The 15,949-nt window shown below is 36.3% G+C and carries 16 protein-coding genes; 5 read left to right on the forward strand and 11 right to left on the reverse strand.

Going from position 1 to position 15,949, the window contains the following annotated elements:
• The first annotated feature begins 68 nt into the window (after positions 1–68).
• Entirely contained in the window at positions 69–743 is a 675-nt protein-coding gene (gene mnmD, locus ACE3RB_RS13040; protein ID WP_374464604.1) for a tRNA (5-methylaminomethyl-2-thiouridine)(34)-methyltransferase MnmD, read from the forward strand.
• A 145-nt stretch (positions 744–888) separates the two neighbouring features.
• Positions 889–1,305, forward strand: coding sequence for an NUDIX domain-containing protein (locus tag ACE3RB_RS13045; RefSeq protein WP_374464605.1), 417 nt, complete (start codon positions 889–891; stop codon positions 1,303–1,305).
• A gap of 21 nt (positions 1,306–1,326) precedes the next feature.
• Here ACE3RB_RS13045 and ACE3RB_RS13050 read toward each other — a convergent pair whose 3' ends face one another.
• Positions 1,327–2,031: a DUF4294 domain-containing protein gene (locus ACE3RB_RS13050; RefSeq protein WP_374464606.1), complete on the reverse strand. Its 705-nt coding sequence runs from the start codon at positions 2,029–2,031 to the stop codon at positions 1,327–1,329.
• A gap of 51 nt (positions 2,032–2,082) precedes the next feature.
• Between ACE3RB_RS13050 and ACE3RB_RS13055 the strand changes: the two genes are divergently transcribed.
• Entirely contained in the window at positions 2,083–3,156 is a 1,074-nt protein-coding gene (locus ACE3RB_RS13055; protein WP_374464607.1) for a M42 family peptidase, read from the forward strand.
• A 339-nt stretch (positions 3,157–3,495) separates the two neighbouring features.
• Positions 3,496–4,146, forward strand: a complete 651-nt coding sequence (gene rpe, locus ACE3RB_RS13060) for a ribulose-phosphate 3-epimerase (protein WP_374464608.1) — start codon at positions 3,496–3,498, stop codon at positions 4,144–4,146.
• A gap of 218 nt (positions 4,147–4,364) precedes the next feature.
• Here rpe and ACE3RB_RS13065 read toward each other — a convergent pair whose 3' ends face one another.
• From ACE3RB_RS13065 to ACE3RB_RS13075, 3 genes are read right to left on the reverse strand one after another with little or no spacing between them, the layout of a single operon-like run.
• Positions 4,365–4,850 (reverse strand): DUF1772 domain-containing protein, encoded by a 486-nt coding sequence (locus tag ACE3RB_RS13065; RefSeq protein ID WP_374464609.1) that lies wholly within the window; start codon positions 4,848–4,850, stop codon positions 4,365–4,367.
• A 36-nt stretch (positions 4,851–4,886) separates the two neighbouring features.
• Positions 4,887–5,981 carry a DUF692 family multinuclear iron-containing protein gene (locus ACE3RB_RS13070; RefSeq protein ID WP_374464610.1) on the reverse strand — a complete coding sequence of 365 codons (1,095 nt, stop codon included), beginning with the start codon at positions 5,979–5,981 and terminating at the stop codon, positions 4,887–4,889.
• A 3-nt stretch (positions 5,982–5,984) separates the two neighbouring features.
• Positions 5,985–6,206, reverse strand: coding sequence for a hypothetical protein (locus ACE3RB_RS13075; protein ID WP_374464611.1), 222 nt, complete (start codon positions 6,204–6,206; stop codon positions 5,985–5,987).
• A gap of 153 nt (positions 6,207–6,359) precedes the next feature.
• On the opposite strand from ACE3RB_RS13075, the gene ACE3RB_RS13080 reads away from it, so the two are divergent.
• Positions 6,360–8,207 carry an alpha-L-fucosidase gene (locus ACE3RB_RS13080; protein ID WP_374464612.1) on the forward strand — a complete coding sequence of 616 codons (1,848 nt, stop codon included), beginning with the start codon at positions 6,360–6,362 and terminating at the stop codon, positions 8,205–8,207.
• Positions 8,208–8,280: 73 nt separating this feature from the next.
• Here the strand turns inward: ACE3RB_RS13080 and ACE3RB_RS13085 are convergent, their stop codons facing one another.
• The 7 genes from ACE3RB_RS13085 to ACE3RB_RS13115 form a co-directional block, all read right to left on the reverse strand.
• Entirely contained in the window at positions 8,281–8,697 is a 417-nt protein-coding gene (locus tag ACE3RB_RS13085; RefSeq protein WP_034722935.1) for a nucleoside-diphosphate kinase, read from the reverse strand.
• A 583-nt stretch (positions 8,698–9,280) separates the two neighbouring features.
• Positions 9,281–10,207 (reverse strand): ribosome small subunit-dependent GTPase A, encoded by a 927-nt coding sequence (gene rsgA / locus ACE3RB_RS13090; protein ID WP_374464613.1) that lies wholly within the window; start codon positions 10,205–10,207, stop codon positions 9,281–9,283.
• Positions 10,208–10,350: 143 nt separating this feature from the next.
• Positions 10,351–11,433, reverse strand: coding sequence for a chorismate mutase (locus ACE3RB_RS13095; protein ID WP_002980037.1), 1,083 nt, complete (start codon positions 11,431–11,433; stop codon positions 10,351–10,353).
• Between the two features lie 399 nt (positions 11,434–11,832).
• Entirely contained in the window at positions 11,833–12,408 is a 576-nt protein-coding gene (locus ACE3RB_RS13100; protein WP_374464614.1) for a hypothetical protein, read from the reverse strand.
• A gap of 38 nt (positions 12,409–12,446) precedes the next feature.
• Positions 12,447–13,532: a DNA polymerase III subunit gamma/tau gene (dnaX, locus tag ACE3RB_RS13105; protein WP_374464615.1), complete on the reverse strand. Its 1,086-nt coding sequence runs from the start codon at positions 13,530–13,532 to the stop codon at positions 12,447–12,449.
• A gap of 99 nt (positions 13,533–13,631) precedes the next feature.
• Positions 13,632–14,264, reverse strand: coding sequence for a TetR/AcrR family transcriptional regulator (locus tag ACE3RB_RS13110; protein WP_002980040.1), 633 nt, complete (start codon positions 14,262–14,264; stop codon positions 13,632–13,634).
• A gap of 5 nt (positions 14,265–14,269) precedes the next feature.
• Positions 14,270–15,526, reverse strand: a complete 1,257-nt coding sequence (locus ACE3RB_RS13115) for an aminotransferase class I/II-fold pyridoxal phosphate-dependent enzyme (RefSeq protein WP_002980041.1) — start codon at positions 15,524–15,526, stop codon at positions 14,270–14,272.
• Positions 15,527–15,949 lie beyond the last annotated feature (423 nt).

A 15,949-nucleotide genomic window follows, 5' to 3' on the forward strand; every position in this document is an offset into this window, starting at 1 on the left:
ATGTTCTACAAATTTAACATAATTTTCTAAATATAAAAATTTTAGAGTAAATTTGACAAAAAAATAGCTTGAAAAGAGAAATTAAGACCACAAACGACGGTAGTAAAACATTGTTTATCAATGAATTAAACGAAAACTACCATTCTCATCACGGGGCACTACAGGAAGCTGAACACGTGTTTATCAAAAATGGACTGAATTTGATAAATGATTGCGAAATTAATATTTTAGAACTCGGTTTTGGAACAGGTTTGAATGTTTTGGTAACAATTAATGAATATTTAAAAACTGACAAAAATCATGTCATCAATTATTTTTCGCTCGAAAAATACCCCATAAATGAATCCGAAGTTAAAGATTTGGCTTACGATGAACTTTTTGATAACCCAGAGTTAAAAAATATTTATCAGAAAATTCATCTGTCAGATTGGGAAAAGTCAGTAGAAATTATTAGTGGATTCAACCTAAAAAAGATAGAATGTGATTTTTTTGACCTGAAAGACATTGATCTGCCTGAAATTAACCTGGTCTACTTTGATTGTTTCGGGGCGAGAGTACAGCCTGACCTTTGGGAAAAGCCGTTGTTTGAGCTGGTTTCTGACAAAATGGCCATTAACGGATTATTAACAACTTATTCTTCAAAAGGCAGCGTAAGAAGAATTCTTCAGGAATTGAATTTCCAGGTTGAAAAAAAACAGGGCCCGCCGGGGAAAAGAGAGATGATTAACGCAGTGAAACTGTAAAAAGGCAGAAAGGGAAAAGGGCAAAATTGCTAAAAGGCAAAAGTGTCCAGAAGCTGATCTTCAAATTTACTTTTTCACTATATCACCTTTTCATCTCTGTAAAATTTCCTTACATTAGCTATACAAAATATTATACATTATATATATGATAGATAAGATCAACATTAGAGTGTATGCGTGTGCGGTAAAAGATAAGCAGGTTTTAACCTTATTTGAAGAATATGCCGGCGAACCTTTAATGAAATTTCCGGGTGGCGGACTGGAATACGGAGAAGGTGTACTGGAATGCCTGCATCGTGAGTTTGATGAAGAACTGAATGTAAAAATAAATGTACTGGAACATTTCTACACACAGGAAAACTTTCTGGTTTCCCGTTTCAGAGAAAATGAACAGCTGCTTACCATATATTATATTGTAGACATCATCAATGAAGAAGACTTTATTATTATGGATCCCTGCATTGAAAAAACAGAATGGATTGATATTGACAGACCGGACAATCCTTTCCCTCTTCCCATCGATAAAATCGTATTCGATAAATTAAAAGAAAAATTCCTGTAAGTAACCTTACAGGAATTTATATTATTTCTTTACTTTAAAATCGCTAGCTCCCGGATAAGGCTGTAAATACCCTGAGTTCCAGTTGGACTGCAGCAGTGATTCTATAAACTCATCGCTTCTGTTGGTATGAGGATCATAGCGCTCTTTCAGATCAATATCAGCCATTTTTCCTTTCACATTCCACCAGAAAGCGCTCCATCCTCCTCTCAGCTCTTTGATAATCTCAAATACATTTTTGCCGGTAGCCCTGTTCATCAGCTTTGCAAAAACCTGTCCTTCGGTAGTAGTAAGATCTCTCAGTTGCTTCTCATATTGGTCAGCCAGTATATTCTGTCTCTCTCTTACAAACTTTCTTTTGGCTTTACTATCCATATCATTCATATCTTTCTGGATATCCCTGTACTGCTGCAATGCGGTAACAAATAACGGATATACCCTATAGAGCTTTTTATTCAGGAAGTAATAGTAATTCTTATCCAGCTGATTGTTAAACCTTGGCTTGTTAACCAATACCAGTTCATCCAAAACGACGACAGGTTCTCCATTGATTTCATAAACCTTAATTTTCTGCTGCTCGTCATAATAATACTTATTCCCAAATTCGTCCACTTTCAGGGATTCAGGCGGGTACTGACTGAGAGGTTTTGCCACAATACCATCTTTCTGACCGAAAACACTGACTCCAAAAAAGAGAATAAAAAGGCAGATAATCTTACTAAAATTCATTATTTTTACACTTATAAGAACAAAAATTGAACGCAAAAATCATTCCTTTTTATGAAATTTGAAAAGAAATCTTTAAAATTTTTAGAAAAATATCTAAACACTTCATCACCAACAGGTTACGAACATAAAGGACAGGAAGTCTGGATGGATTACATCAGGCCGTACGTAGATAAGATAGAAGTAGACCATTATGGAACCTGCTATGGAATTATCAATCCGGAAGCTGAATTTAAAGTAGTGATTGAAGCGCATGCCGATGAAATCTCATGGTACGTTAATTATATTACTGACGATGGATTGATTTATGTCATCAGAAACGGAGGTTCAGACCAGACCATTGCCCCTTCCAAAGTAGTACATATTCATGGAGAAAACGGAATTGTAAAAGGGGTATTCGGATGGCCTGCCATTCATACAAGAACAAACCAGAATGAGCCGACTCCAAAGATTGAAAATATTTTTATAGACTGTGGTGCTACTTCCAAAAAGGAAGTGGAAGAAATGGGAATCTTTGTAGGATGCATGATCACTTATCCTGACGAATTCTTTGAAATGAACGACCGGTATTTTGTGTGCAGAGCTCTGGACAACAGAATCGGTGGTTTTATGATTGCTGAAGTGGCCAGACTTTTAAAAGAAAATAAGAAATCAATTCCTTTCGGGCTTTACATCACTAATTCCGTACAGGAAGAAGTAGGCTTATACGGAGCAGATATGATTGCTGATACCATCAAACCGAATATTGCCATTGTAACTGATGTCACCCATGATACGACAACTCCGATGATTGAAAAGAAAAAAGAAGGTGATCAGAAATGCGGCGCAGGTCCGGTAGTTTTCTTTGCACCGAGCGTTCACCACACCATCAGAGAATTAATCATTGATACAGCAAAGGCTAAAAAAATTCCTTTCCAAAGAGCTGCAGCCAGCAGAGCTACAGGAACTGATACAGATGCTTTTGCCCATTCCAACGGCGGAGTACCAAGTGCGTTAATTTCCTTACCTTTGCGTTATATGCACACTACGGTAGAAATGGTGTCTAAGGAAGATGTAGCTAATGTTATTAAACTTATCTACGAAACGGTCCTTAAAATCAAGCCGGAAATGAAACTGAAGTATCATTAATTAAAATGAAAAATGTCTTTTATCATCTGATCCGGAAACCAACTTTTATATCGGTCTTAACAGCTGTCTTTTTTAGTTACATCATCTTTCTGGCTGTATATAAAATATTTGATCCTCCCAAAATAGGATCAGCATACAATATGATTCTTGAGATGTTGTTAATTGTCAGCGTTGTACCTGTAGGATTATTTATAATTGACAGATTATTAGTTATTAAAATTAACAATATCAAATTAACAATCATTGAGGCTATTCTACTCGGAGGTATTTCTCTGTATTATTTTTTGGTTGTTAATCCATTTTAAAGAAAAAATCTAAGTAAAAGTATAAAAAGTAAAAATGAAAACGAAGCTTATTGCTCCATCCCTTTTATCTGCAGACTTCGGGAATCTGCAAAGAGACATTGAAATGCTGAACAATTCTCAGGCCGACTGGATCCACGTTGATGTAATGGACGGCAGATTTGTACCGAACATTTCATTTGGTTTTCCGGTAATGAAAACTGTTCAGCAACATGCTAAAAAATTTGTAGATGTTCACCTGATGATTGTGGAACCTGAGAAATATGTTGATGAATTCATCAATCTTGGTGCAGACCTTGTTTCTGTACATTATGAGGCATGTACCCATCTTCACAGAACCATTCATCATATTCAGAATAAAGGAGCAAAAGCCGGTGTTGTTTTAAACCCTTCCACTCCGGTGTTAATGCTTGAAGATATTATTGCAGATGTCGATCTTGTATTATTAATGAGCGTAAACCCAGGATTTGGAGGCCAGAAGTTCATCGAAAATACCTATAAAAAGATTGCTGAAACCAAAGATCTGATCTTAAGCAACAATTCTACAGCACTTATTGAGGTAGACGGAGGTGTAAATCTTGACAACGCTTCTAAATTATTTGAAGCCGGCGCCGATGTTCTTGTTGCAGGAAATGCTGTTTTCTCAGCTGAAAGCCCTGAAAGAACAATCGAACTTTTAAAGATCTAAAAACCTCTTTTATCATATACAAAAGGCAGCCGTTGGCTGCCTTTTCTCTTGTTTGGAAACTTAAGTCGTCTTGGTTATAATCTTTTTTTCAACTTGTTGAAAATGTTTAAAACTGTCTTACTAACAAGACAAAGATCTGAATAAAACCACATGTACACATCCGTAGAAATACTGAATCTGATGTTTACGTATTTTTACCTAATTCCATTTATAGTTTTTTATATTTCCTTATTCCAGACGCAGGCACAGATCACAAAAATGATTGAAATGACAGAAAAAACAGTTCTTATATTATTCAGGAAATTCCATCTGTTTTCAAAATTTTCCCGCATCTGTCTGATCGCTTCCGTAGTGGAACCTGTAATATCAAACTTATCCAGTGCATCATTCATCGGAACATTTCCGGCAATCGTAACTCCAAAAACTCCGATCAGGTAAGTCAATGTAGCCAGAAGGAGAAAAATAAAGACAGGCTGCTGCCCACGAAACAAAAACGTTGAAACAGGAAGGAGAACTACAGTACCCATAAAACTCATAAAGAAAACAGGATTAAGGATTTCCCGGTTGATATTCTGCATAGCTTTCAGGTATTCCGGATCAGACAGCTTTCCCAGCCCGAGAACAACCGAACATGAATAAGCATAAAAAAGTCCTCCTATCAATGCAGTGAGAACAGCGGTAATGATCAATACTAATGTTGTCATTTTCATATAATTTGATTTTGGTTATCAGAATAGAATTTAATAAGGATTCCATTTTTTAATGATGTTCTGAGCTGTAAGAATCATTTCAGGGTCCCAGTTTTCTGTCTTGAAATAATGAAAGTTATGATTTTTAATAACTGAGACATCAGCATTTTCAAAAAGAAGCTTAGTAAGCTCCGACTGTTCCTGATATAGCATCCCATCTTCCAAAGGTTTTTCCAGAAGAGTTATTTCTTTTTTCATCCAACTGCTTTCTCCCTGTTTCAAGTCGGATGTTTCAATAATCGTTCTGACAGTATTAAAATCATTCAGGAAATAAGCTTTTTCTTCTTCCGTTTTTACAGTATGCCCGAGTCTTTCAATAATAATGTATTCAAGATTTTGACATTGTTCAATTACAGAGGTTAAAACAGAAAGAATATCCTGAGGAATGGCGTCATCATGAGTATCCCTCCTCACCGGCTTTTTCCCGTAAGCACTCTCCTGCCAGCTTCCTCCGGAAAGATGGATCTCTTTTACCTTCTCCAAAGGATATAAATCAATGATCTCTTTCATTCCTACCCCGAAATTACAGGATTGGCAATAAATATTATGGAGATCAAGAATCAGAAAGCCATTTGTATCTTCTGTAAGCTGATCAAGAAATATCCCCTGCTCCTTAACATCATCTATGGAAAATGAAAATGCCAGATTTTCTACGCCTACAGGAATATCCACTGCTTCCTGAAGCCTGTAAAGCCTGTCTTTTCCTATTTGTAAAGTCTTTGGATGCAAAGATACCGGTAATGGTACTCCCTGATGGAAATTTTCCGTATTCATGAAACCAAAATGTTCCGTAATATGGTTATATTTCCGAAGCCTGACTTCTTCTTTAAGCTTTTTCAGCCATTCATCCTGTCTTTCTGTCCATCTTGCATCAAACAAAGAATAGTAAACGCCATGACCTATCAAACGTCCATTATCTGCATAAAAGTTTAACAGGTCACAAAGCCAATCCGGTTCATACGGATGATAAAGAGTATCAAAAGACCATTCCAGCACATCGATGGAATTATTCTGAAGCAATGGTAAAACAGCGGAAACAAAGTCTGCTTCTGCCATCATTGATACTCCCAGCATTGGCTTTCTCATCTCCTATCCCATTCCGCAGGCCGGGCAGCCATATCCATGAAGTACAAGTGTATCTTTTTTTACGACCGGTTTAGGACTTCCCGGTTTTTTCTTTTCAACTGTATCCGAAGCAGCAGCTTTCTTTACCTTTTTAACAGGCTTTTTTGTTTTAGTTACAGGTTTAGTAGTCTGTGCAGAGACTCCTACCGCTAACAAACTTGCCATTAATATTGCCGGAATTTTCATAATTGCTTTTTTCAGGTAAATTTTACAATAAACGTTCCATTTCTAAAATACAATAATAAGAAACAGTTTGATAATAATTATTGCTAAATATTAAAACTATTTTATCCTGTAATGTTTTCTTTATTTATATTTAATGTTAAAATAAATCTATATATGAAAAGCAGTCTGATTAAAGCTGTTTTCCTTGGATTGATATTATCTGCAGGTACTATTGAAGCACAGGAACAAACAGCCGGCAACAGCAAAAAAATGGAATGGTTTAAAAATGCCAAGCTGGGTATCTTTATTCATTGGGGAATTTACTCCGTCAACGGAATTTCCGAATCCTGGTCATTCTTCAATAATTATATTAATCACGAAAATTATATGATGCAGCTGAATGGTTTTTCAGCTTCAAAATATCAGCCGGAACAATGGGTAAATCTCATTAAGGAATCCGGAGCGAAATATGCGGTTATAACAACAAAACATCATGACGGAGTTTCATTGTGGAACTCAAAAGCAGAAAAAGCAACAACTATTCCTCAAAATTCACTAGCCCAAAAGGATGTTTTAAGTCCTTTTGTTACTGCACTGAAAAATTCAGGATTAAAAACAGGACTTTATTTCTCCTTGCCGGATTGGAGTCATCCTTATTATGATGTCAATACCCGGACAAAAAAGCGTTATGAACTCAAAAACGATCCTGCACGCTGGCAGCGTTTCATCAGCTATTACCAGAGCCAGCTTAACGAACTTTCTTCTCAGTATTCTCCGGATCTTCTTTGGTTCGACGGGGACTGGGAGCATACTTCTGAGGAATGGCAGGCTTCTCAGACTTTAGATTTGCTGAGAAAATACAATTCCAATATCATTATCAATTCCAGGCTCAACAATCACGGAGATTATGACACTCCGGAACAAGGTGTCCCGGTAGTTCCGCCTCAGAATCCATATTGGGAACTCTGCTATACCATGAATGATTCCTGGGGATATCAGCCCTTTGACAAAAGTTATAAAACCCCTAATATGATTGTCAGAACGCTGGCAGATGTAATCAGTATGGGAGGAAATCTCCTGCTTGATATAGGTCCCAGATCAGATGGCACCATTCAGGAGGAGCAGGTTGAGATTCTTAAAAACCTGGGAAGATGGACCTCAAAAAATCAGCATGCCATTTACGAAACAACCCGCGGAATTCCTTTTGAAAACTACAAAGGGAAATCTGCTTTGTCAACCTCTAAAAAATCTTTATTCCTGTATCTTGAAGAAGCCAAAAACTTCACAAAGATCTATGGACTGGCAACAAAACCTCTTTCGGTAAAAATCATCGGAGAACCATCCGCTGTTGTTAAAACGGATTATAATGCTGAAAAAACTCTGACATTGAATTTCTCCAATGTAAAATTTGACAAAGATGTCACAGTGGCAGAACTTATTTTTGATACTCCTCCTGCATTTCTGAAAGATTTTAAAAAGAATGAACATCCTCTTGCCGAAATACTGGAAAACAAAAATACCCGGGAAGCGGTTTATGATGTAGCCAATGCTTTACATGATGGTAATAATCTGCTCACAAATGCAGGATTAACCAATGATGGCCTTGGCATGAAAATCAAAAAAACGCCTGCAACAAATCCTGAAACGCTGCAATGGATCAGCAAACATGCAGAAGCTTTATTTGAAACAGGAAAAGGGCTGCCGGAAGGTCATTTCCCGGGAATGAGTGCTTTATCAAAAGACAAACAAACGCTTTATCTTTTTGTGGAAGGAACTCCAACAGGACCAATTGCGCTGAAAGGAATAAAAAACAACATTGCCAGAATAAGAATCGCAGGTGAAGGCAGTATGCTTACCCATACCATTTACAATAAACTTTACTGGAGTGACAGGCCGGGAATCATTTACATTGATATTCCTAAAGAAAGACTGGATAAACAGATGACCGTCGTTGCAGTTTTGCTTGATAAGCCTCTTGAACTGTACAGAGAAAATGTAGGAGCTATTGAAAATAATCTTTAATATACCTCTGCAATAGAAAAACAAAAATCCGGAGAAAGTTCTCCGGATTTTTTTATTGTATAAGATGATTTTCTTAGAAAATCTCTCTTCCTGAAAAATGGAATTGAGCTTCGATTAATGCATTCTCGTCAGAATCTGAACCGTGAACAGCATTTTCTCCGATGCTTCTTGCAAACATTTTTCTGATTGTACCTTCTGCAGCTTCTGCAGGGTTAGTAGAACCGATTAATGTTCTAAAGTCTTCAACTGCATTGTCTTTTTCTAAAACTGCAGCTACGATAGGACCAGAGCTCATGAATTCTACTAATTCTCCATAAAATGGTCTTTCAGCGTGTACTTCATAGAATTTTTTTGCATCAGCAACTGTAAGCTGAGTCAATTTCAAAGCTTTGATTTTAAAACCTCCTTCAGCAATCTTACCCAATATAGCACCGATATGTCCGTCAGCAACAGCATCAGGCTTAATCATAGTGAATGTAATGTTAGACATAAATGTATATTTTTTTAATGGCGCAAAATTACAAAAAATATCTTTGATTTTTATTTTAATTTTTTTTTAACATAAAAATAACTTTTATTAAGAAATCATGAAGCAAACTTTGGCACAGTAATTGTTTATTCTATTGCGATTCTCATGTTTAATTTGAGTTTTCATGGTTATTAGTTTTTACCCAGCTTCGGCTGGGTTTTTTATTTCAAAAAAAATACCACATTTTTTTACTAATTCCATAATTTTCAGCAACATAAAAAGTCATATAAAATAATTTTATCATTTTTTTTGCTATTATTGCAATAGCCAAAATTACCCTTAGTGTCATTTTTCAAGCTCAATCAAGATGTGACAAAATTGGAGTTATTTATGAGAAAGGTAGTGCCAAAAAGTGGAATTATTCAAAAACAGATTTTTTTTCATTAAAATTCAAAAAAAACAATTCATAAAAAACAAATGCTTTTATGTATCTTAAATTTAATCTTTAAGGAAGTAATTTATTAGAATATTATTTTATCTGACATCAAATAAAATGATACAGATTGTCCGGATTCATGTGACATATAAAAAAATGTCTGTCCTTTTATTTCTGGGAAGCTTCTTCAGCCTCGTCCATCAGCTTAATGTAGGTTGCATAGCGGGAATGTTGGATTTCACCGGTTTCAAGTGCTTCAATAACGGCACATTTCGGTTCATTTACGTGAAGACAGTTGTGGAATTTACACTCTTCTCTCTTCTTGAAAATCTCAGGGAAGTAATGCTGCACCTCTTCTTTTTCAATATCGATCATTGCAAATTCACGGACACCGGGAGTATCAATGACATTTCCTCCAAAATCCCAGAAGTGCATTTGTGCAAAAGTTGTGGTATGCTTTCCTTTCAGATGGGTGTCTGAAATTTCAGATGTCTTTAAGTTCAATCCCGGTTGCAACGCATTTACCAGAGTAGATTTTCCACATCCCGAATGCCCGAAAAATACGGAAGTTTTATCTTTCAGAATTTCCTGAAGCTGATCCAGATTTAATTTTGAGTAGGAGGAAATTTCCAGGGTGTTATAACCAATTTCCTGGTATAGGAATTCAATGTCTTTTACAATTTCAATTTCTTCTTCGTGTAAAACATCGATTTTATTAAAAAGAATAAGCGGGGTAATATTGTAGGCTTCACAGCATGCCAGAAACCTGTCCAGAAATCCTAATGATGTTTCAGGATGCTTCAGGGTAAAGATAAAGCATGCCAGATCAATATTGGAAGCAATAATATGCGCTTCTTTTGAAAGGTTAACTGATTTTCTGATCAGATAATTAGAGCGCGGCTCAATTTTCGTAATCCACGCAATATCATCCTGTTCCAGCTGGAACTCAACAAAATCTCCTACAGCAAGCGGATTGGTAAGTCTGGTTTTTATCAGTTTAAATTTCCCCCTGATTCTGGCCTCGAAAATTTTATTTGTTTCCAATTCCAAAACCTGGTACCAACTGCCTGTAGATTTAATGATTTTTCCTTTCATAGATAATACTGCTGCAAATATACGGAATTAGGGCTTAGAATTCAGGAAATAGGTTTAAAAACACATGTTTCAATTCCCTAAATCCTGATGCCTAAGCCCTAATCTATATTAATACCGAAATTCCGGTACAAGTTTTAATTCTATTATCTTTTATCGATCATAATGTTATTCTGAACTTCAATAGACTCCTCGTGGATTGCTTTGAATACTTTTTCAATAAACTCCTGAGACATTCCTGTTTCTTTGGCTTTTTGTGTAGCGTATTCTGTAATTACTTTCCAACGTTCAGGCTGGAAGATCGCAATATCGTTTTCCTTTTTAAGCTTACCAATTTTTTCAGAAATTTTCATCCTTTGGGATAAAAGTTCAATTAACTGGAAGTCAAGATCAGAAATTAAAGTTCTGTGTCTTCCCATTTCTCCTTCAAACCCAGCAAGATTAGAGCTTCTCACCTTTAAATTACCGATAAGATCTGCAAGAACCTCCGGCGTAATCTGCTGAGAAGCGTCACTCCACGCTTCATCCGGATTGCAGTGTGATTCAATGATTGCTCCCTGATACCCTACGTTAAGTGCCTCCTGCGTAATATCAGCTAGACCTGTTCTGTTTCCGCAGATGTGTGACGGGTCAATCAGCATTGGTATATTTGGAAACTGGCTTTTGAAATCAAGGGCAATCTGCCAGTTCGGGTTATTTCTGTATTTTGTTTTCTGGTATGTTGAAAATCCTCTATGGATTACTCCAAGGTTTTTAATATCCTGTCCCAATAGTCTTTCCAAAGCTCCTATCCATAAAGCAAGATCCGGATTAACAGGGTTTTTCACGAATACCGGCTTATCGGTTCCTCTTAAAGCCATTGCAATTTCCTGTACTGTAAACGGGTTCACTGTAGAACGTGCCCCGATCCAAAGAACATCCACATCTGCTTCCAGAGCAGCAAACACGTGATGTGCGTTAGCTACCTCAGTAGCTGTTTTAAAACCATATTCTTCTTTTACTTTTTTCAGCCAGTTCAAACCGATCACTCCTACTCCTTCAAAACCGTTTGGTTTGGTACGGGGTTTCCAGATTCCTGCGCGGAAAACCGATACATTAGCATTGGATTCTTTAATTCTCCTCGCAGTTTCAAGCATCTGAGCTTCACTTTCCGCACTACAAGGTCCTGCAATCATTAAAGGCTGTGTAAGCCCATCGATCCACTCATTTTTTAAATCATTTAAATTCATTATTCTAAATTTTATTGTTTTTTATATAATTTTTTGTTGACAGCAATAGCCCTTTGGATTATAAAATTTAATTTATAATTCTTTTCAAAAAATGCCGTTCAAAATTGTTTAAAGGAATCAGGAAAATAATAGGGCTCTACTTCTCCTGTATTTTTTGGAAAGAAATTCAGTTAACAGTACCAATAAAATCGGTAATAGGTTCTGAAATTTCTATAATAAGAAGCAGAAAAACTAAAATAACCGCTAAAAAAGTAATTAGCGGGTGCAAAAAAAGACAGATATGTGTTAGTCAGTTTTTCCATTTTATTCTGGAAATGTCTTTGTTTTAGCGTTTCTGGTTGTAATTTATTTTTGTCAAAAACTTATTTTCGACAGAAATATTTGACAAATATATAAAAATTATGTCAAATCAAACTTCATTAAATCATCAAGATCTTTCAAAAGTGGATTTTTTTCAATAAACTTTTCAAACATTTTTCTCTTCGTCACTACCTCAATCTTCAGATTTTCAACGTCTCTGACGTATTCTATCTCGATTTTATGGTTCTGAACTTTTCTTTTAAAATGATTAAAAAACTCTCCACTTATTTTATCAAATTCTACTTTGGCAGAATCTGAAGGGAACAAAACTTTGATTTTATGTTCTTCAGCCTTTTCCAGCTTAAAGGTTTTCACTGCGTTGAACACAAAATTATTTTTAACCTGAAGCTGCTTAAGCATAATTTTCCATTCTGTCTGCAGATCTGTATCTGTAAAATGGTTCTGCGGAAGATTTTCAGTTCTCACAACTACATCTTCTGTTGCTTCCACTTTATCTTCTTTATTCAAAAAGGAATTGATGCTGAAACCGGAAGAGATTCCCGGCCTTGACAACGGCTTGGTGGTTTTGGCTACTGAAACTGCCTGAACTGTCTGGGAGGCTGCAGACTGCTGCTCTGCTTTAACATCTATTTTCTCCGGAGATTTTTCCGGCATTTTCACTTCCTGTTTCTCACTGAGAAACGGAGCCAGTATCAGGAACTTTTTTTTTTAGTATCGCCTAAATTAGCTGTCAGTGAAGCCAGCTGCATTAATGCAATTTCAACCGTAAGTCTTGGGTTTTTGGAATTTTTATAATTGATGTCCGCATGATTGCAGATTTCAATACCATCTATCAGCTGCTGGGCGGTCCATTTCTGTCCCTGTTCTACAAATTTGGCTTTGGTTTTCTCTCCTACTTCAATGAGCTCCATCGTAGAAGCATTCTGTGCCATCATCAGGTCTCTGAAGTGATTTCCTAATCCGGCAATGAAAATATGAGGGTCAAAACCTTTTTTTACAATTTCATTGAACGCAGAAAGCACTTCCGGAATTTTATTTTCCTTGGCAAGATCTACAATATTGAGATACTGATCGTAATCCAGAATGTTCAGTACTTCGGCAGCTTTGGCCAGCGTAATGTTTTTCTGGGAGAAAGTAGACAGCCTGTCGAAAATGGAAAGCGCATCTCTTAAGGCACCATCGGCTTTCTGGGCAATCAGATACAATGCGTCATCTTCATACCGGATATTTTCTTTCTCGGCAATATTTCTCAGATGATTCTGGATGTCTTCAATAACAATTCTCTTGAAGTCATAGATCTGACAGCGCGATAAAATAGTAGGAATAATCTTATGCTTCTCCGTGGTTGCCAAAATAAATATGGCATGGGTAGGCGGCTCTTCCAGCGTTTTCAGGAAAGCATTGAAAGCGGCAGAAGACAGCATATGAACCTCATCTATGATATATACTTTGTATTTACCAACCTGAGGTGCAAAACGTACCTGATCTATCAGTTCCCTGATATCATCTACAGAGTTATTGGATGCAGCATCCAACTCATAGATATTATACGCAAAGCCGTCTTCTGAAACCGAGCCATCTTTCTCATTGATCTTTCTTGCCAGAATCCTGGCACAAGTAGTTTTACCCACACCACGAGGACCGCAAAAAAGCAATGCCTGAGCTAATTGGCTTTCTTCAATTGCATGTTCTAAAGTATCCGTAATATGGGATTGTCCTACAACCGTATCAAACTCCTGAGGACGATATTTTCTTGCAGATACTATAAAATTTTCCATTGGCCAAAAGTAAGAAATATAGTTTTAATTTGAAAATTAAAAGTTTTCAAATTATCAACAAAAAATATATTTCTGCTTAAATCGGAAAACTTTTAATTCCTACTTTTTTTTGCTGTATGCAAAGTCGATCAGCTCAACGATAGCGCCTTCAATTTCTTTTCTGCCTTCTTCAGTTTTCAGGTCAATCCCACAGAACTTACTTGCGTTGTACCCTGTATAAAGGTTGAGATAATAAGCACCGGAAACAATAAGAGCCATGATTGCCCTGTGTCTTGTTGCCACGCCTTCTCCGAAGTAAGGATCCGAGATATTTCCAAATAACACCTCTCCTACTTCTTCACGCTGATCAACCAGTTTTTTAAGGATAGGCTTGCTTTCAGAAAGTTCCCAAAGAATAATTTTCTGAAGTTCCTTATTTTTCTTCAGGTTTTCGAACTGATTAAGCACCACCATTTTGGTAAGTTCATGTCCGCCGTCAGAAAAGTCCATATCAACATCCTGGTTGACCTGGCTCCAGTAATCCTGCGATTTGATATACTCATCGATCAGTTTATCAGTACTTCCGAAGTACTCATAGATCAGTTTTTTATCAAATCCGGCAACGGCAGCAATTTTGCTTACTTTTAATCCGGAATATCCTTTTACTCTTAAAATTTTACCAACTGCAGCAAGCAGTTTCTGTTTTGTTTTTTCTTTGTCCCTAATGGGGCCCTGCACTACTTTTCTAGGCATAATTATTATTTTTTCGCAATATGCAATTTTTTATTAATATCATCAAACGCATTAAGCGTTTTGTCGAGATGTTCTTTTTCATGTCTTGCAGTCACACTCATCCTGATACGCGCATCTTTTCTTGGTACCGCCGGGTAAAGAATCGGGTTAGTATAGATCCCTTTTTCTATTAGTAGTTTTCCGGCTTCCCCTGTTACATAAGGGTCTCCAATTTTTACTGGAATAATGGCGGAGCAGGTTACCCCGGTATCTAATCCTAAATCATCAAGTCCTTTTTTGAAATAGTTGATATTATTCCAGAGTTTTTCTCTCCAGATAGGTTCTTCATCAATTAAATCAATGGCTTTAACGATTCCTGCGGATGATGGCGGAGCTGTAGCTGAGAAGATCTGCTGACGGGAATGGAATCTGATGAATGCAGCTATTTTTTTGTCTGCAATGACATATCCTCCAAGATTTCCAAATGTTTTGCTGAATGTACCAGTGATAAGGTCTACTTTATCCAATAACCCGGCCTGTTCCAAAGTTCCTCTTCCTGTTTCTCCAAGGATGCCGACACCATGTACGTCGTCCACCATCAGAAAGGCATTGTACTTTTTTACAAGATTATAGATCTCATTAATGCGGGAAGTATCTCCATCCTGGGAATACACTCCATCCACTACAACGAGTTTCGTACGGTACAGATTTTCAGATACCTTCAAAATGTGTTCCAAAGATTCCAGATTATTGTGTGGAAATGTTTTTTTATTGGTAAAAGCACATCCTTCATGCACGCTGGCATGTACTGCCATATCTAAAATAGCAAGATCCTCTTTCTGCATTAAGCATTGTAAAGTAGCACTGTTAGCAGTATATCCTGTAGTAAATACTACGGCTTCGTCTTCTGTACGTTTAAAAAAACCTGAAATCTTTTTTTCTAAAGCGTTATGGTAATCAAAATATCCACCGATAAGAGGAGTTGCTCCTGTACCTGTACCATATTTTTCTATTCCTTCAATAGCTGCTTGCTTTACTTTCGGGTGTTGTGTAAATCCCAAATAATCACTTGATACGAAACTAACGAATTCTCTGTTGCGGTCTGCAATATTTACATTCAGTACTGCATTGGTTCCTGAAGTATTCTTCAGTCTGTAGTTCATGTGCCCGTTAGACTTTACATAGTCTAAATATTCATAAAAAATTTCTGCCCTTTGAGCCATGTCATTGTCTGGTATATTCTCAAAGTCTTTAATAGTTGCTGTTGTGAAATTGATGCTCATCCTTAATCTTGTTTGTTGTGTGGTTTAAAAAAAAACAAATATATAACTATTTAAAGGGCTTAAGCTCCCTTACTAAGATTAAATATTATTAAAAGCACAATAATTTATTCTTATGTTCTGGAAACCAAACTCAATTGTATACCTCTGTTTCTTTTAACATTTTTCTTTATTGAATTAATTAGTTTTTTCTTACCTAAATTTAATAAAAAAAGTAAACAATAAAGAAATATTAATAGATAAATAATAAAAAAATGCAATTATTTTTTACAACACCCTCATTTATAAAAGATTATTTTGCGGTAATTTTAACAATATAATTCACTAAATTGTATTTAAAACATCATTACAGCATGATTAAATCCCTACCTAGAGATAGGAATTGCCGTAAATTACCTGTTAAAGCAATTGTAAAGAAATAAAACA

It is taken from the genome of Chryseobacterium sp. (assembly GCF_041914225.1).
Taxonomy (GTDB): Bacteria; Bacteroidota; Bacteroidia; order Flavobacteriales; family Weeksellaceae; genus Chryseobacterium.